The organism is Ruegeria sp. ANG10, from assembly GCF_040705255.1.
Taxonomy (GTDB): domain Bacteria; phylum Pseudomonadota; class Alphaproteobacteria; order Rhodobacterales; family Rhodobacteraceae; genus Ruegeria.
Window position 1 is genome coordinate 155,598 of sequence record NZ_JBFCVU010000001.1, and the last position, 19,146, is coordinate 174,743.

15 protein-coding genes are annotated in these 19,146 nt (G+C 53.6%); 8 read left to right on the forward strand and 7 right to left on the reverse strand.

All coding sequences use genetic code 11. The features are described 5' to 3' along the window. Nucleotides 1-290 precede the first annotated feature (290 nt). The 3 genes from AB1A64_RS00835 to AB1A64_RS00845 all read left to right on the forward strand — a co-directional run bounded on the left by AB1A64_RS00835 (nt 291) and on the right by AB1A64_RS00845 (nt 3,696). Complete coding sequence (locus AB1A64_RS00835) at nt 291-1,559, forward strand: arylsulfotransferase family protein (protein ID WP_366549653.1); 1,269 nt, start codon at nt 291-293, stop codon at nt 1,557-1,559. Nucleotides 1,560-1,699: 140 nt separating this feature from the next. Next, nucleotides 1,700-3,034: a hypothetical protein gene (locus AB1A64_RS00840; RefSeq protein WP_366549654.1), complete on the forward strand. Its 1,335-nt coding sequence runs from the start codon at nt 1,700-1,702 to the stop codon at nt 3,032-3,034. A gap of 248 nt (nt 3,035-3,282) precedes the next feature. Continuing rightward, nucleotides 3,283-3,696, forward strand: coding sequence for a MaoC/PaaZ C-terminal domain-containing protein (locus AB1A64_RS00845; protein ID WP_366549655.1), 414 nt, complete (start codon nt 3,283-3,285; stop codon nt 3,694-3,696). A 134-nt stretch (nt 3,697-3,830) separates the two neighbouring features. On the opposite strand, the gene AB1A64_RS00850 is transcribed toward AB1A64_RS00845, so the two are convergent. Then, nucleotides 3,831-5,927, reverse strand: a complete 2,097-nt coding sequence (locus tag AB1A64_RS00850) for a sulfotransferase (protein ID WP_366549656.1) — start codon at nt 5,925-5,927, stop codon at nt 3,831-3,833. Between the two features lie 235 nt (nt 5,928-6,162). On the opposite strand from AB1A64_RS00850, the gene AB1A64_RS00855 reads away from it, so the two are divergent. Beyond that, the gene (locus AB1A64_RS00855) at nt 6,163-9,045 is read left to right on the forward strand and encodes an autotransporter domain-containing protein (protein WP_366549657.1); all 2,883 of its coding nucleotides are present in this window, start codon (nt 6,163-6,165) and stop codon (nt 9,043-9,045) included. 98 nt (nt 9,046-9,143) lie between these two features. On the opposite strand, the gene AB1A64_RS00860 is transcribed toward AB1A64_RS00855, so the two are convergent. Further along, nucleotides 9,144-9,935 carry a prephenate dehydrogenase gene (locus AB1A64_RS00860; protein WP_366549658.1) on the reverse strand — a complete coding sequence of 264 codons (792 nt, stop codon included), beginning with the start codon at nt 9,933-9,935 and terminating at the stop codon, nt 9,144-9,146. Nucleotides 9,936-10,307: 372 nt separating this feature from the next. On the opposite strand from AB1A64_RS00860, the gene AB1A64_RS00865 reads away from it, so the two are divergent. Next, nucleotides 10,308-10,940: a tyrosine-type recombinase/integrase gene (locus AB1A64_RS00865; protein WP_366549659.1), complete on the forward strand. Its 633-nt coding sequence runs from the start codon at nt 10,308-10,310 to the stop codon at nt 10,938-10,940. Here the strand turns inward: AB1A64_RS00865 and AB1A64_RS00870 are convergent. The 4 genes from AB1A64_RS00870 to AB1A64_RS00885 all read right to left on the reverse strand — a co-directional run bounded on the left by AB1A64_RS00870 (nt 10,841) and on the right by AB1A64_RS00885 (nt 15,144). After that, nucleotides 10,841-11,584 (reverse strand): DMT family transporter, encoded by a 744-nt coding sequence (locus tag AB1A64_RS00870; protein WP_366549660.1) that lies wholly within the window; start codon nt 11,582-11,584, stop codon nt 10,841-10,843. The two genes, AB1A64_RS00865 and AB1A64_RS00870, sit on opposite strands and share 100 nt — an antisense overlap. A gap of 569 nt (nt 11,585-12,153) precedes the next feature. Next, the gene (locus tag AB1A64_RS00875) at nt 12,154-13,191 is read right to left on the reverse strand and encodes a TRAP transporter substrate-binding protein (protein WP_170350253.1); all 1,038 of its coding nucleotides are present in this window, start codon (nt 13,189-13,191) and stop codon (nt 12,154-12,156) included. Between the two features lie 67 nt (nt 13,192-13,258). Further along, nucleotides 13,259-14,587, reverse strand: a complete 1,329-nt coding sequence (locus AB1A64_RS00880; protein ID WP_170350254.1) for a TRAP transporter large permease subunit — start codon at nt 14,585-14,587, stop codon at nt 13,259-13,261. Then, on the reverse strand, nt 14,584-15,144 hold the full coding sequence (locus AB1A64_RS00885; protein ID WP_366550240.1) for a TRAP transporter small permease subunit: 561 nt from the start codon (nt 15,142-15,144) through the stop codon (nt 14,584-14,586). Before AB1A64_RS00885 ends, AB1A64_RS00880 begins: the two co-directional genes overlap by 4 nt. A gap of 1,083 nt (nt 15,145-16,227) precedes the next feature. Here AB1A64_RS00885 and AB1A64_RS00890 point away from each other — a divergent pair. Continuing rightward, nucleotides 16,228-17,583: an adenylate/guanylate cyclase domain-containing protein gene (locus tag AB1A64_RS00890; RefSeq protein WP_366549661.1), complete on the forward strand. Its 1,356-nt coding sequence runs from the start codon at nt 16,228-16,230 to the stop codon at nt 17,581-17,583. Nucleotides 17,584-17,645: 62 nt separating this feature from the next. On the opposite strand, the gene AB1A64_RS00895 is transcribed toward AB1A64_RS00890, so the two are convergent. Beyond that, the gene (locus AB1A64_RS00895) at nt 17,646-17,855 is read right to left on the reverse strand and encodes a hypothetical protein (RefSeq protein ID WP_366549662.1); all 210 of its coding nucleotides are present in this window, start codon (nt 17,853-17,855) and stop codon (nt 17,646-17,648) included. Between the two features lie 138 nt (nt 17,856-17,993). Between AB1A64_RS00895 and AB1A64_RS00900 the strand changes: the two genes are divergently transcribed. Continuing rightward, nucleotides 17,994-18,632 carry a DedA family protein gene (locus AB1A64_RS00900; protein WP_366549663.1) on the forward strand — a complete coding sequence of 213 codons (639 nt, stop codon included), beginning with the start codon at nt 17,994-17,996 and terminating at the stop codon, nt 18,630-18,632. 82 nt (nt 18,633-18,714) lie between these two features. Further along, nucleotides 18,715-18,957: a hypothetical protein gene (locus tag AB1A64_RS00905; protein ID WP_366549664.1), complete on the forward strand. Its 243-nt coding sequence runs from the start codon at nt 18,715-18,717 to the stop codon at nt 18,955-18,957. Nucleotides 18,958-19,146 lie beyond the last annotated feature (189 nt).

The following is a 19,146-nucleotide window of genomic DNA, read 5'->3' on the forward strand; positions in this document are numbered from 1 at the left end:
CTCCTGCAGCACGCTCTAAGACTAACCTCTTTTGCAAAAAAAATGGAACATCATGCGTCTATGTTGCAAAGAATTAGTGACTATGTTGCAAGATCGGTCGCATTGTTGCCAAATCAGATACCCGTGAATTCAGACGCTCCAAGGCGACACCATGCCCTCAAACACCCGAAAAAGCCGTAAAATCAAACAGGCAGTCCACAAAACGGCAAGCGTGACCTGATTAAAGCTTGATCGCCACCAGACAAAATCCCAACGTTACCGGACAGATTGTAGCTAAGGACTTTGAAACGATGTCTGATCGCCTGCTTGCATTGCTGTCGCTGGCTTGTTTGTTGGCAATCACTTTTCTGGCGGGTCTTGCGTCTGCCTATCTGCATCTGGCCCCTTACAGGATCGCCGTTCAGGCATGGAATGAGGTCAAAGCCTTCATGAAGGAACCTGACCGGCTGATGCCGGTGCGATATGATTTTGAAGGGGTTCGCATTCACGACGCCGACGCCATTGCACCCGGCACAACGCTTATCACATCGTATTTTCCCGAATTCGACTGGCATGCAGGCGTCCGGCTGATAGATGAATCCGGTGAGGTCCTGCATTCCTGGGCGCCCGATCCGGGTGAGATTTTCGGCGGGCGGCATAACTATCCCTATATTCACGGCTCGCATCTTTTTCCCAATGGCGACATTCTGTTCAACTTCGAATTCATCGGGATCGCGCGTATGTCGGCCTGTGGCGAAGTGTTGTGGGCCCTGTCAGAACCGAGTGCGCATCACTCCATCTCAGCGAATGATGACGGCTCTTTCTGGGTGTCCGGCAATCAGGAACTGCGCTCTCGTGACGGGCGGGATGAGGCGCTTTTCGATATCGTGTCCTTCCCCGTCTACGAAGACGTATTCATGAAAGTCAGTCCCGATGGAGAGATCCTGAAATCCATCAGCTCGATCGAAGTGTTTGAGAAAAACGGCCTGAGCGACGTGTACCTGAGGACAGGCAGGAATTATCACGGCGATATCTTTCACCTCAACGACATAGAAGAACTGTCACCGGATATTGCCGCTGAATATCCGTTGTTCGATGCGGGTGACATCGTTGTTTCCCTGCGGGATCTACATATGGTCATGGTGCTGGACCCGGATACGCTAAAGGTGAAATGGCATACCTATTCAGACACTCTGTTTCAGCACGACCCGGATTTCATCGGTAACGGGTGGATCGGCATCTTCGACAACAACTACGACCGAACCGAGGGCGGAAACCTGCAGGGAGGATCGCGCGTCGTCGCAGTGCAACCCCATACGCAAGAACGCGCCATTCTCTTTCCCAAACAGCCCGACCAACCGTTCTACACCAAGTGGTCCGGGAAATGGCAAAAGCTGCCCAATGGCAATCTTCTGCTAACTGAATCCCGCGCCGGACGAGCGCTGGAAGTGACCAGTACGGGCGAACCAGTCTGGGAATGGGTCATGGACCGGTATGATGCAAATCAGGTGCCCGAGGTGATGGAGGCGACAAGATACCCAATATCTGTCGAGGATGTAGCTGCATGGAATTGCCCATGACACCGGCCCAATCGGAAAGTGTTTCGCGCGCGAAACATAAGCGCGCGTCATTTGCTGATGACCGCATAAGAGGTAGGATTTCGGATTAATTGGTGACTAACTAAAACTGTTTTGCGTTATTTTCGGGTTTGAGGTTACAAATGCTGCGGCGAATTCTGGGCGAAATTGTCAATGACCTTCCCGATACGCGCCTGAAGCTTTTTCAAAACCTTGGACGTTTCAAAGCCTGGCTTACCGCCAGCAGGGCCGATCTGGGCCTTGCTTTTGTGATCAGCCTTCTGGTCGGAGCGGGGTACTGGTTACTCGCCAGCCAAATACCCCAAGCGTTGATCGATCCGACCCGCGATGCCTGGGTCTGGTTCGAGGCCGATCTGATCCGGGTCCACCCAGTAATGCTGGATCGTTACGCCAACAATTACCGAACCAATGTTCACCCGCTGCAGGCCATAATCATGTATACGCCGACCAAGGCGCTGATCGTGGCGGGCCTCTCTGAACGATTGGCCGTCTTCGGGGTGCTTTCCGCCACAGCGGGCCTTTGGAGTGCGGCCCTGTTCGGCGGGTTCCGCGGGCTCGGCCTGCCACGTTTTGACGCGATTGTGTTCACGGCTTTGGGTGCAGTATCCAGTGCAGCTATTTTCTGGATGCCCGTACCAGAGGTACATGCCTTTGCCGGTTTGACGGTCACAATTGCCCTAGCCTTCGGGACAATGATGCAGCGTGGAACGATACCGCCGATATTGCAGTCAATTTCAAGTGTGTTCGCATTTTCGATGACGATTACCAACTGGATGGCAGGCATTCTGACTGTGCTAGCCTCCAACTCCTACAAACGCGCTTTTCGAATTCTTGTTGACGGATTCGCAATCGCAACCATCGTCTTCGCTCTACAGACGGTTGCCTTTCCGCGCTCAGAATTCTTTGTCCCGCGCCTCAAAACAGAATTCACCTATGTCTTGCATGACTTGGCTGGGGGGCCGCTTGAAAAGTTCCGGGCTTTCTTTGCTTATTCCATCGCTATCCCCGAAGTGCCGTTTCTTGACAATACAACCTTCCCCGAGTGGATGCGCTTATCCGTACAGTTTTCTCCCGTTCAGACAGTCGCTTGGGTTGGGTTTGCTGGTCTCATCCTATGGGCCATCGTGTTCATCGCGGGTTTGTCCCGGGCTATCTTGAATCCGGGGCGGAATGCGCCAATCGCGCAGGCCTTGCTGTTGTACCTTTTATTCGAATGGGTGCTACATTTCGTCTACGGCGATGAGACATTCCTGTATTCCATGAGCTACGTCCCAGCGATGTTTTTGCTGGCCGGCTTCTCTGTGCTTGGAAAAGGCCGCATTTTCTTTCTGGCCTCGGCAGTCGCCGTCATCCCATTTCTGGCCTATAACAATATTTCCGAGTTTCTGCGGGTCACATCGGATTTGCAGGCCCATGCAGACGCTCTGTTACAGGCTTCTGGCTCAGCAAGCGAATAACCGGATTATTCGCTTTTGATATTACGGCCCCAGAGCTATGCCGTCCGTGCTCGCAGCCATTCGCACAATTGGGCACGGGATCTGGGGCCCGGCACCGGCTTATGTACCCAGCAATGCAGTCTTGATGCCGCTTACCCGGTTTTTGATGGCGGCATTCACATCTTTTGAGGACCGCGTCGGGCTCGAACCAGATGTAAGCTACACTTGTTATCTACGCATCGTGAGAGGACAGCGAATAAGGTTGCCCGTTGACGGAGAACTTTGCGTTTAACTATGCTTTTCCAATGATCAGCAGCAAATATTTTGACAATCTGTCAGTAGGAGACCCCATTGAAACCGGCGGGATTATTGCGAGTGGGTTTCAATCCATAGCCCTCACCTTCAGACTATTTCGTGACACCGGCGTGCTCACTGGCACCAACTTGGGCGGCCATGGCATGGACGAGGTCCGGTGGCTTGCTCCTGTGTTCCCGGGCGACACGCTCTGCGCTCGTATTGGGGTTGAGGTGCTTACGCCGTCTCGTTCCAAGCCCGACCGGGGAACGGTACGGCTCCGCTATCGGACATTTAATCAAGATGATGTGGAAGTGGTGAAATCGGCCATGCATCACGTTATGGCGCGGCGGGAACAAGTCGTTTCATCTTCGTATTGCCAGGGTTAGGTTCTGCGCCTTTCGCAGGTCGCGAAGAACACATTCCGGGCGGTCTAAACCAGCTGGCATTGGTGATTTTGGATCGAAAACAGCGCCCTTCTTCACACCGGCAACCTTCAATTTTAGGTTTCAGCCAAAATCTTTCAGAAAGAAATCCTTGCTTCTCCGATAGTTTCAATAAGCGGGGTTAGATGAGATTTGTAGTTTAGCCATTTTTCCTTTGAAGATTTGTACAGCGGCTGGCGCACTTGCTGAACACTGGCGGTACGAACACGCCGCGCATCTTTGTGAAATTCCAGGCAGCGATCATCCCATTCAAGACCACAAAAGGCGATCAGGCGACGCGCTTCAAACTCGATGTTTTCAACCAGATTCTCATAGTGAACGGTGTGAAAACTGCCCGACGGCAGGATATCATTCCAGTGTTGCATAACGCGAACATAGGCGTTGAAGTACCGGCCCAGCTCGACCTGGTCATAGCTGTGGTACTGGCTGCGCTGGAAAACCCGTGTGAAACAGGACAGGCACGTATCCATTGGATTGCGCGCGACATGCACGATCCGTGCGTTGGGCATGATCGCATGTATCAGACCAACCATCAGAAAATTCGCGGGCATCTTGTCGACAATAAATGGTTTACCAGGCGCGTACGCGTCCAGTTGCCGGATATATTGTTGGGCGCGTTTTGAGATCTCGTAACCCGGCAGAGCGGCGATCAGACTGCCCGTTTTCTTGTTTCCACCACGCAGCTGATCGGTAAACAGCTTGTGCATATAGCTCAACTCTCCGGCCCCGAATACATCGGTATGACTGGCGAGGATCGACTCGGTCAGCGTGGTTCCAGATCGGGGCATACCAACGACAAAGATCGGCTGGCTGCTATCCACAGAATTTTGACGGAGTTTTTGGACCAGCTCTGGGGTAAACACCGAGATCAGATCGTCAGCGGTTTCCTCGATCTGATCCGCATCAAAATCGATAATGCTGCGCTTTAGCGCGGCCCCTTTTGCAAAATGCTCAAAAGCGCTGTCGTAGTGTTTGAGGTCCTCATAGCATTTGCCCAACGCGTAGTGATACGATACCGATTGTTCGGGCGGCAACTTGTCGACCCCGGGCAACGCGGCCACAAGGGCCTGAAAATCGGGATTGTCTTCGGTAACCTTGTCCAGCCTGACCAACGCGATTTGCGCATTCAGACGCGCCTTGTCCCTTTCAGCCGCCTTGTTGAACCAGCTGCGGGCGGCGTCAAAGTTGCCGCGCTCCATCTCCAGATGGCCCAATGCGATCATTGTGGCTGAGAAATCCGGTTTTAGCTCAAGGGTCTTTTCGTAATTGGCAAAACCGGCCTCAAGGTCGCCAAGGTGCGATTTGCAGACGGCGATATAGTGATACGCAGGTGCGTGGCTGGGGTCTAAGCGCTGCGCTTTTTCAGCCTCGACAAGGGCAAGTTCATGCAGGTTTTTCTCGGTCAGAACCTGTGCAAGCCCGACATAGGATTCGGGCTTCTTCTCATCCAGTGAAATTGCGTTGCGAAAACTGCGTTCGGCTTCGTCCCATTCGCACTGCAAAACGTGTAACCGTCCCCGATTGCGATGCAGCTCTGCGGAAACATGTCCCTTGCCAAGGTAATCATCTGCCAGCTCTCTGGCCTCTTCCGACTGTTCAGCTTCTATCAATACGGAAATGAGGTTGTTGACACTCTCAAGATAGCCGGGGCGCAGGTCCAGCACCCGGCGGTAGAACGAAATTGCCCCTTCCTTGTCCTCGTTGTCGCGCGCGATTGACCCCAGATTATTCAACGCCGCAATCAGATCGGGGTTTAGGGCCAACGCTCTTTTCTGACAGGCTTCGGCTTCGGACAGTTCACCCATATCATAATAGGCCAACCCGAGGTTTGAATGCGCATTTGCAACCCCCGGAGCCAACTGAACCGCGCGTTTACCGACCTTGAGTGCTTCTTCAGGTTTTCCATTCGTGCGCAATACCTCGGTAAAGTTCGACAAGAACCCGGCATTGTCCGGCTGCAATCGGATCGCTTCACGCATGGCGTTTTCGGCAGGCCCTGTCTGACCGGTTTGAAACGCAATTACGCCAAGCAGTTGATGCGCGGGGGCATATTCTGGTGCAGCCTTGAGGACTTGGTTCAGAACCTTGACAGCTTTGTTCAATTGCCCTGTTTCAAATGCCTGAACACCTTGGTTATAGGCTTCTCCGATGGACAATGTCTGGTTTTTTGGCATTCAAGTAGCTCCGGGCTGGCGCTTGATAGCAACTTGATACCAAGCGCCGTCAAATTGCCACATTGTGTTGCAGTTTTCCTACGAATTTCCAACAGCAATAGATCATCTTATGCAATGCAAAATTGGTAGATTGCATATATGTTAACGACTTTTTAACTGTACCCAAGCGGAGCTGATCGCGAATACGCGGCGAGCTTCGAGAAAAAAGACAAAAAAAAATCTGACGGGATAGTAAATGTCTAAAAATGGGTCGGGGGTGAACGCCCCCAAGCTCCGTGGGGGGCGTCTTTTCAAGTGGAAAGGCCAAATTGTCAGTGCGGCTCCTGCTGCGTTGCTGGCACAGGTATCGATGGTTGCACTGACTGCCGGGGACGTACATGCGGATACGATCTCAAATGTGGTGACGACGCCTCAGGTTTTCGCAACCGATGCGGATCACGAAGTGACGGCAAGCGGCGCGATTGAGATTACATCTTCGACGGCCGCCGCCCTGACGATCACTACGGATTACTCAAGCACGTTTACCAATAACGGGTCGATTTCGGTCACTGCTACCGACACGGATACGGCGACGGGCCTGCGCCTGGACGGCGGCCTGCTTGAGGGTGGCGAACTGGTGAATAACGGCACCATCTCGCTGGATATCACGGGTTCTGATCCTCAAGATATTTATGCAGTGCAGGTCAATGGCGATGTCGCTGGTTCGATTGTGAACAACGGCACCATAGAGGTCGATGTGGAATCGACCGATGGGGACATCGAAGCCTGGGGTATCTATGTCAACGGAGACCTTACAGAGACCGGCGAGATCCTGAACACCGGCACGATACGGGTCGATGGGCTTATCAATACCTCCGCAGGCAGCACCGCATCAATCTATGGTATCGTCGTTGATGGCGATGTTGGCGGCTCCATCCGAAACACGGGCACAATCGATGTTCGCGCCAGATCCTTTGCCGACGATTACGCCTATGCTTGGGGCATCTATGTCGAGGATGACCTGCTAGAGACTGGTGAGATTGTAAACTCGGGCACAATAAAATCGGTCGCCATCACCACCAGTGACAGCACTGCATCTGCATTCGGGATATTCGTTGATGGCGATGCGTCCGGTGTGATCGCGAACACGGGCACGTTGGACATTTTCGCATCTGCTCCATCGACCTACGAGGCGATCGCCTATGGCATTGCCGTCGATAGCGATCTGTCCGGTCGGATTGAAAACAGCGGTACGATCAAAGTAACTGCCTTGGGGGTTGAATCCGACGCTTCGGCATATGGTGTCTTCGTCGATGATGATATGCTGGAGGGCGCAACCATCATCAACAGCGGCACAATCACTGCATTCGCAAGCGCCGATACCGATGATGAAGCCTATGCCGGCGGCTTTTACCTCGAAGATCTGGTTGAAGGCACCGTAATCAACTCGGGCACGATCACCGGAACTGCGCTTTCTCTTAATACCGGCGACGAGGCGACAGCTTCGGGCATCTATATTGGCGATGACGTATCAGGCACGGTCACCAACTCGGGGACCATGACCTTGCGCGCCGAAGCTGCCGAAGACTCTGCAACTGCCGCAGGCTTTTATCTGACAGACAACCTGAGCGGCACCATCACAAACTCGGGCAATATCACGGCCACCGCCATCTCGCGGGATACCGAGGCCGAAGCCTACGGTGTTTACGTCGACGAAATCGCAACCGGAGACATCTCGAACTCGGGCAATATTACGGTTTCGGCCCAGGGCGGGCTGGATGGCGGTGGACTATCACCGGACCAGTCAACTGCAATCGGCGTCTACGCCAACGACATGCAGGGATCATTCTCGAACACAGGTCAGATCACCGTCCATGCGACTGGCTCTGCCGGGACGCGTGCAGCTGGTATTCAATTCGACAACTTCGACGGCACGATCAATGATCTGGGAACCATCCGGGTTTCGGGCAATGACGAAGTTTACGCCGTATACCTCGGGACGGGTTCGGGCACGCTCAACGCTGACACCAAAGACGATGTCGACGGCGTCATACGGGTCGACGCGCACAACGTAAATCTCGACGCGCAGGGCGGCAGCGCTGTGCTCAACTTTGAAGACGCCACGCCCGGGGCAGGTGTTTTCACGACCACCGTGTCCGAAGAGGGCTCAGCCTGGTTCGTGCAGGATGAGGGTGGAGCAGCACCGATATATGCCGCTGTAGATGCTGATGATTTTGCGGTTTCAGGCGACGTCGTTGCCTTTTACGGCAGCGTCGTAGGCAGCAGTGGCAACGCGCTGAACTATGCACCGTCAGAGCAGGTTGCGCAGGGGTTCACCTTTGCCGGCTTCAGGCCATTTGCGATGATCGACGCACAGTATCGAGAGTTCGACCCTGAAACCGGCAGCGACCTGGACGTTTCGCTTTTCAGCGGCAGCGCCGGGATTACCGGTCAGATGGACAACGGCCTTGCGTTGGCTGTTGGCATGGGCGTGTTCTCGGCGGACGGAGACAACGAGTCCGCAGATTTTGACACGACCGGCTTTTATCTCGATGCCGCTTTGGGTCGGAAGATTGGTGCCTATACGCTTGAAGCTGGGTTTGGCTATGGCTGGCTCTCAACAGACCGCACCCGTCAGATCAATGGCAGCGATGATGCCCATGCCGATTACGACAGCAGGCTGTTGACAGCGCATATCGCAGTCGAACGCGGGTTCGACGTCAGCGGTGATTTTGGGCTGCTCGGATTTGCAAACGCGCGCTATACCAACCAGAAGGACGATGGCTATACCGAAACACGCTCAAGCGCCAACGCCACGGTCGGTGATGTCACCACCGAAGTCATCGAAGCCCAACTGGGTGTAGAGGCTGAAAAGCAGTTCGGTAATGGCGGCATACTGAGTGGTCAGCTCAGCGGTGTTCTGCGGCGCGATCTGGGGACAACAGATGCGGATGTGACCGTGTTCTCATCGACTCAGTCGCTGATCTTTGCATCTACCGACTTCACCGGCGCTCGTGTCGCGGTTGGCTACGAGCAAAATCTTGTTGAGGACATTCAGCTAGAACTGAATGCCGAGCAGGAAATCGGCAGCGACGCCCAAGGGCCCTTCCTACGGGCGGGACTTCGCTGGTCGTTCTAAATCAAAAATTCTCTGCGGCACCCAGAATGCGGTGCCGCGGAATTCCAATTGGTCGAACTCACGCATTGCGGACGAAGCCGCCCTAGGAAGGTGCTCCATCAATGTCCGCTTTCGTTGTTTGGCTGTGTGCTCAACGTTGTTTCTAGCTCGATACTCAAACTTGCGGCCAGATTAAAAAACCGTCGTCGCACGGTCTCTGCGTAGGGATTGGCCTTCTCAATCGCTTCAAATACTTCTGGAGCATCATGCTGAACCATGGAAATCGCTTCAGACAGCAAGTCAAAGCTCTTTGTTGTCATGCGCGTTGGTAGCGGTCCCATTCTCTGTAGTACTTTGGCTATTAGGTGAGTGAGCCCCTGGACAACTGCTGCTTCGCGGTCGTGATCTTCGGGGGTCGTCATGATGACACTCAGACCCAGAGTCTTGCGCAAAAACGCAGCGACCCTCGCATGTCGTCGTCCCTGAATGGGGCAGACCGCAATTTTCAGACTCTCAATGCCCTTTCTGGCGCTCTGAGGACCAAACAAGGGGTGAGACGCCACGATGTCAACATGCTGCGGCAGCAACCGTCGCATGATTTCCGAGGGAACTACTTTGACTGAGCCAACATCGACAATTAGCGCGCCGGGTTTACAAGCAACCGCGATCTCGCTGACGACCTGCTCAAAAAAGGACACCGGTGCCGCAATGAGGATCACATCGGCCTGCGATACTGAGTGTAAGGATGACAGGCGCACTCCCAGTTGAGTTGCGACCTTGGAAACCTCCACAGACGGATCGTAAGCTGTTATTTCGAAATGCTGGCCAAGATGAAGGGCTGCAAGTTGCCCGAATGCACCAAACCCCACAATGCCTAGCGACGTGTTTTGACTTCTGCTGTTGTTGTTCATTTTTCGACCTATGAATTTGCCGCCCGGCACAAGGTCGATTGTATGTAGACCGCTGTCAGGGGCAGCGGAAAACCAATGATGAATTACCCGCAGCTATCGAAGCTGAGGATAATAGTCCTGCGATGCGAAGAACGATCTCACCATGGAGCCAGCGATAAGGCACCCAAGACAGCAGAGTCAACGACATTTCTGCCTAGCGGCCATCGGTTGTGGCGCAGCATTCTGGAGGTATGGGCTCAGACCGGCCCACTGCATCTGCGGCGATCTAGAAAGTGCGTGCCTTAGGATATCGGCTACTCAAACAACCAATAAAATAAGACGTTGGCGCAGTGCTGATGTCTGGGTTTGGGGGGGAGGATTGGAGGGCATACTATGCCAAGAGTTCAACTTCCCGCCGTAACCCCGAAACACAGAGCCTGGAACAAGGGACGGATAATAGGCCAGAACAGGCCGCTCTTGCCGAAACAGGTCTGGGCGATCCGCGCGCGACTCGAACTGGCGCGCAGCCTGCGCGATCTTGCGCTGTTCAACGTGGCAATTGATAGCAAGCTTCGCGGTTGCGATTTGGTGAAACTGTCCGTCACCGATCTGGTGAGAGATGATCGCGTTCGCGAACGGGTCTCCGTGATTCAGAGCAAAACCCAACGCCCCGTCCAGTTTGAACTATCTGAAAACACACGGGATTCCGTTGCCGCGTGGATCAAGTCGCCTGAGATGCTCGGCTGCCGTTTCATGTTTCCCAGCCGGTTTCATGACCGCCCGCATATCTCGACCCGCCAATATGGCCGACTTGTGCGGGATTGGGTGGTCGCGATAGGGTTGGAACCGAATGGATACGGCACCCATTCACTGCGCCGTATCAAAGCAGCGGAGATTTACCGGAAAACCGGAAATCTCAGAGCGGTTCAACTTCTGCTCGGCCATACCAATGTCGACAGCACTGTGCGATACCTTGGCGTCGAACTTGAAGACGCCCTGAGTATCGCCGAACAAATCGACATCTGAACAATGTTGGCGGGCGGCACATGCCGTTCGCCAATCCAGATCGGACCAACAGCCGCTCCGCAGCGGTGGTTCGGATCGAGCCCTGAGTACCGAACGCTGCGCCACGCACGAGCGGCAGGACTGCGCAGATAGGAACCTTTGCAAAGCTTGGACGGATTCCCGCTGCGGACATTTGCGCCGAAAGCCGCGAAACTGGGCTGGATGACGAACAACACCCCGACAAACCCCACAAGCGCCGCACCAACGCGACGCGGGCCGACGGCTTCACCAAGATAGAACTTGCCGACCAACAAGACGATGAAAGGGGCAACGAACACGATTGCCAGCGCATCGGCAAGGGGCATCACCCGGATCGCGGCAATGAAGCAAAATGTTGCGAACACCAGCAGCAATGAGCGAAAAACCAGCACCATCAACTGACCTTTCGCCACGCGCAACGACAGTCCCATTATCCAGATGAAAGGCGCCATTAGCGCGCATTGCAGCACAAACCGAGCAGCCGTGATCTGCCCAACCGGCACACTGGTCGACGCGAGTTTCGCAGACACATCCAGCAAAGGAGTGGTTAGGCAAAACCCCAGCATCAACGCAACGCCAACAAGGGTGCGATCCGGAGATTGAGATATGGGTTCAGCAGAGGTCATCGTTTCATTTAGAGATGTCGCAAAATGCGTGTCTGTTCTCAATACGAGGACAGGCAAAAGTCCCGCAATCCGAGAGTTCGGGTTGAATTGGATATAGCACGCGCGGCGAATGTCTCCTTTGACGGGCCGCACAGCCGCATCAGGTGGCCGGGTCAAGGGCAGCTAAGGGCCGCCCACATCTGAGACGGATCCGCTCGCTGCCAGGACGCTGCGCTTGCTCCGAGGTCGGCAAGGAGCCCAATGCAGAAATCGCGGTGAGAACCTTGTCTTCAAGACCTTGATCCATACCCAATTGCGCCATCTCAACAAACAGTCGGAGCAATTCATCCCGAGCGCCAAGAGCCTCCAATCTTGCGAAAACATCTTCCAAAGCTGCGGCGTACTCCTCTCTCTACGAGCGGCGATACTCGGCGCGGCATTCAAATCCATTCTGCTGGCCTGCGTGACACTGGTTGGAAATTGTCTGACAACACTTTTAGTTTGAAAAGGCTCTAAGGCTTAATTTGGCTGCCAAAACACTGAAAAAATGAATTAGAAGTGGCCTCTGACAGAGGCCACTTCTAAGCATATCACTCGAAGTTGTACGGCGCACCGGCTTGGTTGATCACGCTGTTGTATTCTCGGAAAATTCCAACGATTTTCTCATGCACTTCGCCTTCCTGGGCAATTTCTTCCCAGAACTCTTTGGCTGCGTTCTCGACCTCGGCCCATTCGGACGCTGGCACTGATCGCAATTCCAGCTTATCGCCATTTGCGCGCAGTGCCGCTTCTCCACCCCAATACCATTGATTGCGATAAGTGTGACCTGCTTCGATACCCGCCATCACGATGGATTTGAGGTGATCCGGTAGCTCAGCCCAACGCTCTTGGTTTGCAAACCAAGAGCCGATCCACGCACCCGATATGTTGTTGGTCAGGAAATAGTCCGTCACATCGGCCCAACCAACGGTGTAATCCTCGGTAATGCCAGACCACGCCATCCCGTCAAGCTCTCCGGTCTGTACGGCGACTTCTGCGTCTTCGTAGGGAATGTTCACCGGCACGACGCCAAACTTGGCGAGGAACCTACCAGCGGTCGGGAATGTGTATAGTTTTAGCCCATCCAGATCAGCGACCGATGTGATTTCCTTCTTTGTGTTGAAGTTGCACGGGTCTTGCCCAGCTGCAGACAGCCACTGAACACCAACTTTGGCATACTCGTCGCGCCAGATGTCCGCCAACCCGTATTGATTGAACAATACCGGCACGTCGAGAATGTGCTTTGTCGCGAAGGGGAAGTACCCGCCAAAGACGCGAAGCGGTGTCGGTGACGCCATCGAGTCATCGTCCGAATGAACCCCGTCGATTGTTCCGCGCTGAAGCGCTTGGAACAGCTCGCCCGTGGGTACAATCTGATCTGCGAAGAACAGCTCGATTTCCAGCTCGCCGTTGGCATTGGCGTTGATGTAGTCAATTGCAGGCTTGGTCACATGCTCGCCCAACGCGCCTCCGGCATAGGTCTGGAACCGCCATTTGATGGGGGCCTGCGCCTTTACAATAGCCGGTGCAGCAAGCGTCGCGGGCGCGGCCAAAGCGGCGGTCCGCAAAAATCTACGTCTTGTAGTCATGGTCTTCCTCTCCTGTGCTTTTCATTGAACCTGATCCGGTTAACCCGGTTTCTCGTTCTTTACGTGCTCAGTTTCCGTAGACGATGCCCGGAAGCCACAATGCGATGTCTGGGAAGGCCATCACCAATCCCAATGCCAATGCCATCACTGCCACAAACGGTATGATGGACCTGTAAATATCTCCAATCGTCACCTCTGGCGGGGCCATGGCCCGCATCAAAAACAGGTTGTACCCAAAAGGCGGAGTCATATAGGCGATCTGACATGTGATCGTGTAGAGGACCCCGTACCAGATCAGATCAAACCCCAGCGCGCCTACCAGGGGCACGTATAACGGAGCGACGATGACCAGCATGGCGGTGTCATCTAGAAACGTACCCATAACCAGAAAGCTGAGCTGCATCAGGATCAGGATGATCCACGGATTCAGGCCCAGTTGCACCGTGAACAGGTTTTCAATCGCCTTTACCGCGCCCAGCCCGTCAAAAACCGCGCCGAAGGCAAGGGCCGCAAGGATGATCCACATGAACATACAGGTAATTCCAAGCGTCTGTTTGATCGAGGTCTCAAAGACCTGCCACGTCATGCGGCGTTTCAGAACCGCCGCCATCAAGGCCGCGATTGCCCCCAAGGCCGAGCTTTCGACCAGTGAGGTCCAGCCATTCACGAAGGGCACCATCATCACCGCAAAGATGCCTATGGGCAGCAGACCAGCCCCCAGCAGGCGGAGTTTTTCGCTCCAAGTGACCTGCGCGCGTTCTTCGGCGCTCATCACAGGGCCGAGCGAAGGGTTCAGGCGGCAACGGATGGCGATGTAGATGATGAACAGCGTGGCCATCATCAAACCGGGAATAACTCCTGCCAGCCAAAGCTGCCCGACAGGTTGACGTGCGATCATGGCGTAAAGGACCAACACAACGGAAGGTGGCACGAGAATTCCCAAGGACGATCCGGCCTGTATGACCCCCGTCACCATGCGCTTGTCATAGTTCCGGCGCAGCAGTTCGGGCAGAGCAATTGTCGCTCCGATCGCCATACCTGCAACGGACAATCCGTTCATGGCCGAGATCAGAACCATCAGACCGATTGTACCTATAGCCAGTCCGCCGGAAAGACCGCCCATCCAGACATGGAACATACGATACAGGTCATCCGCGATCCGGGATTCAGACAAAACGTATCCCATGAAAATAAACATCGGCAGCGTAAGCAGGGGATACCAACGCATGACCTTGATCGCCGCGGCAAACCCCAAATCATAGCCCCCCCTGTCGCCCCATAAGAAAAAGGCGGCAATCACTGCTACGAACCCGATGGCCCCGAATACACGCTGCCCGGTTAACAGCATCAGCATCATGGTCGAGAACATGAGCGCGGCTATCAATTCATAGCTCACCCGCGGTGTCCCCCTTCAAGGTCTTCGGGGGCCATGTGCACCGGCTCATCATCTTTCGGACCCATATCATGTCCTCGCAACCGCAATATATCTTTGAACAATTCCGAGACTGACTGCAGCAGCATCAGCAGAATGCCAACCACCATGATCGTCTTGATGGGCCAGATATAGGGGCGCCACGCAGACGAGGACCTCTCGCCGCCATATTGGAACGAGTACATCAAACTGTCCCAACCTCCCCACAATAAAAAGGCCAGATACACGATCAGAAAAAGCACCGTCAGCACGTCAACCTGACTTTTTCGGCGATCTGTCCATTCTCCATACAGCAGGTCCATTCGGACATTCGCACCCATCTGCATCGCATAAGGCCCGCCAAGGATGTAATAGGCGACCATGGCAAACTGTGCCATTTCAAGGGTCCAGAGCGAGGGGACAAAGAAGGTCTTGGACACAGAGGAATACAGCAGGATCGCCATCATAAGAAAAATGCCATACATAATGACCCGCCCAATCGTCCTGTTGGCACGGTCCACAAACCTGACATAGGCCTTCATCACACCTGTCACGAAGCCGCCTTTACATAATGTGATTTGTCATGTGAGCCAGCGTAGAGCGGAAATTTCTCCGAGCGACTAAGAACTAACATCCCGCATTCGCGCGGAAAACCGCTATAAAATTCACGCATGTTGAGCTTTGCCCCAATACTTTCCCTCTTCATCAGAGCGACATGTCGGATAGCTGTCAAGTTGGTACCAGGCATAATTGGCTGATTAGGGTGATGGTTCTAGAGCTACATGGCAAACTTACTGTTGCAAGTTGCCTTTCCTTGCTACTTTCTCATTTCGAAAGTTGCACTTTTTTGTACGGGAATGAACCTTTTAGAGCGGCAAAAACAGACAACTTGGCGCGAAAGAGCGTAATTTAGCATTTCATTCAAATACGACCTTTATTTGACATCGAAACCGAACCTGGGGAGGCCAACAATCTTCCCGATGAGATGCCTAAGGTCCTTAGTGATTTTGTGACGTCCTGGTGGCGCGTGCAATTGAAGTTGTATCTTCTTGCCAAGTAACAGTTATAGCTATCGACAAAGCGCTGCGCGGCCCATCCTTACCTAAATGAATTTTCATCAGATAATACCAGTGGCAGCTGTGTCCGCCGACTGTGAATTCGACTGCATCTATACCATGCAGTCGCAGCGAAAGCCCGGTCTGGTGAAGCTATATCGCAGCGCTAATATATATCGGCCGCGGCAGCTTTGGGCCGAGTTCCCGGCGGCCGACGAACGTGACCTCGGATCGACGCTGCACAGTCTGCGCTGAAAGATTGTCAGCAATTCAACACTTGCCGCGACTGGTTCGCATTCGTCTGGCGCCACCGCCGCAGCGTCTTGCTGAATTTGTTAAAGGACGGCTCGGAGCCAATCGCAGCGCGGCCATGCAGAACGTGTCAGCAACCTCTTCCCGCAATATGCGGTCACCTTTTCCTTCTGGATCATACACCAGCGCGAGCCAACGTTTCTCGAAACGAAGCTCAGCAATGTCGAAGTTGAAGAAACAACGAGATCGGCAGTAAGTTTGTGCGTTTTTCCTAATGCTTGTACACTCCACACTCACGAGCATTGGGCTGAACGACGGATGTCAGAGGTCGATCGCAAATTAACCACCATTCTCGCCACCGACGTTGTCGCATTCTCCAACATGATGAGTCGGGACGAGCCCGGTGCGCTGCATACCCTGAAAAACTGTCTTGGACAAATTGAAGACTGCATTCGCGAACACAATGGCCGCGTGTTTGGAGGCGCCGGTGATTCACTGATTGCCGAATTTTCCAGTCCGTCTTCGGCGGTGAAGTGCGCAGTCGATTTCCAGAACAAGATTGCGGCCCGCAATCGTGACTGCCTGAAGCAGCAACGTATGTGGTACCGTGTCGGCATCAATCTGGGTGACGTGATGATCGACGGGGACAACCTGTATGGAGAAGGGGTCAATATCGCAAGCAGGTTGGAGGAAGTGGGAGAGCCCGCTGGGGTCTGTATCTCTCACAAGGTGTATGAAGAAGTGCGGCGCAATCTCGCGCTGACATTCGTTGACAGCGGCAAGCAGGGCCTGAAAAACATCGACCTGCCCGTGCGTGTTTTCCATCTTCGCCTGGACGATCAAGACAGCGATGCGAGTTTGGCAGATTATCGTGGCAAAGAGCATCGCCCTGTACCTGCCTCTCCAAAGCCGGCCGGACCCATTCACACGCTGGCCTTGCGGCCCATAAGCGTTGCTGGAGGCGAGAAAGCAGAGTTTCTGGCGGAGGGGCTAAGAGACGGGTTGCTCAACAGCTTGAGCAGGGATTCGGAAATCGGACTGATCCGGGAGCAATCGACAGTAGGACAAGACGCGGATTTTGTCCTCAAGGGCTCGGTTCGTGGGCGGGCCGATCGGCTGCGCCTTACGTTCAGCTTGATTGAATTGGCAAACGGCACTCAGGTCTGGAGTGAGCGATACGACCGCAAGAGCGGCGACATCTTCGACCTGGAGGAAGAGATTTCGCGGTCAGTCGCGGCTGCCATTCGGGTCAAATTGAAGGACTTTGAGTTCGAATGGCTGCGAAACACGAAGGACGAGGAGCTGTCCGTCGCAGATCTGCTCAGAGAAGGTGCCGCTTTTTTCGCTCATGGCCCTGGCGAAAACGTCAAGGTATCTGCTTCACTGCGAGCAGCGCTTGCGCGAGAACCTAACAACTCGATGGCAATGGCGATGCTCGCTTTCAGCCTGCACCGCAGTTTTGAATACTCACCGTTGGTACCGCGACTGTGTCTCACCGTGGGTGCCACTCAGCGTATCGGGAGAATGGATATGAACAGAAATTACCTAGTAATCGCCGCAGTGCTGGTTGTTTTACTCTTTGGCCTCACAATGATGAGGTCAGTTGAAAAGGACGCAGAAAGTGAAGAAGCCGCCCCAGCTGCAGAAACGGAAACAACAACCACTGCGGATTGAGCACCCCACATGACCTTATGGGCGTGTTACGGAGTAGAGAGCGTCCGAACCAGACCAATTTGTCAAAAGTAGTAGTGGCGGTAGAAAAAGGGGTCTTGCATGTATTCAGTGTATTGGCCGGTTTCTCGAAGGTCTTTTGCGACTTGAGCATCAGTCTCCCTTTGCTTCTTTCGCACCAGCTCTTTTCTCTTTCGTCTCGCAAGCTTTTGTTCTGGCGAAGCGAAGAGGCCGCCCCAAAAGTTTCTGTGAATATCTTTGTCTGTAAAAGCCATTGTAGTTCCTCCCGCAGTTTGCAGTGAATCCATGACTTTTAACTGGTGTCTTTAAGTTGGTAGTTCTCTTCCAAATCATTAAGAAAAGTACATCGAACAAACCGCTGTGGGATCGTTTCGGTAGGGCCGGGTTTTAAGATGCATCACTTTGCAAACCACTTCGAAAATCTTGTTGAGAACTACGGACTTCTCATACTTTTACCGACGATTTTTTTTGAGACGTTTGGCCTGCCTCTCCCTGGAGAAAGCGCTTTGGTGGCAGCATCGGTGCTTGCAGCAAAAGGAACTCTGAATATTTTCGCGGTTGCAGCGGTTGCCAGTCTTGCGGCCATAGCTGGCGACAATGTTGCATACCTGATTGGGCGTAGATATGGCCGCGCAATCATCTTAGCGTATGGATCTCGTTTCGGCATTACAGAGACGAAGTACGAGGCCGCAGAACGCGCGACAAACAAATATGGTGCCTATGTAGTGGTTTGCGCGCGCTTTTTTGTATTGCTGCGGCAGTTAAACGGCTTGGTTGCTGGCTCAGCTAACATGCCGTGGGTGAAGTTCTTTTTGGCAAATGTTGCGGGCTCTTTGCTTTGGGCACTCTTCTGGACAACTATTGCATACCAGTTCGGACATCGCGTCTCGCTACTACCCGAAGCCCTGCATCATGTTTTACTGATGGGTGCCGTCGTGGTTACTGTGGCTTTGGTGCTGGTGCTTGTATTTGGACGAAGGGCTCTATTGAAACGAAAAGCAATGGCAAAGAAACAACCTGGAGCAAGTTGAGCGTAACTGCCTCGCAGTATTTTCTTTGGCTTAAAGCGTTTAATTGCTTTACTGATTTGGCATTAATTGCTTGGAGAGATAGATGAAACGTTTCGTCGTAATCCCATTTATTGCTGCTTTAGCAGCATGCGATACCCCAACTGATATTGAAGGCACCGCCATAGATTCGGGCGGTGAAACAGCAACTATCAAAGGGCTTAATACTTCTACACCGACCGAAGCCGAACAAACCAACGCCGAAGTTCAGTGCAGTGGGCCTGCTACATTCGAAAGCGCAACTCCCGTAGGAGATGGCTTTTACGACCTGAAGTTTACATGCGATTAACCGAAGAAGTTTCGCTGTGGTAGTACGAATTTGGCTGGGCAGGACTGCTCGCAAATATGAAGACGAGTAGGAGCGCCTTCTCACATAGGGATCTTCAGGCCCATCGCCGTCCACAAGACCCGGGTAAATCCAGGATGCATTGCAGGTCTATCTCGTTAAAGAGCACCCGGTCCGGTTTCCATAGAAAAG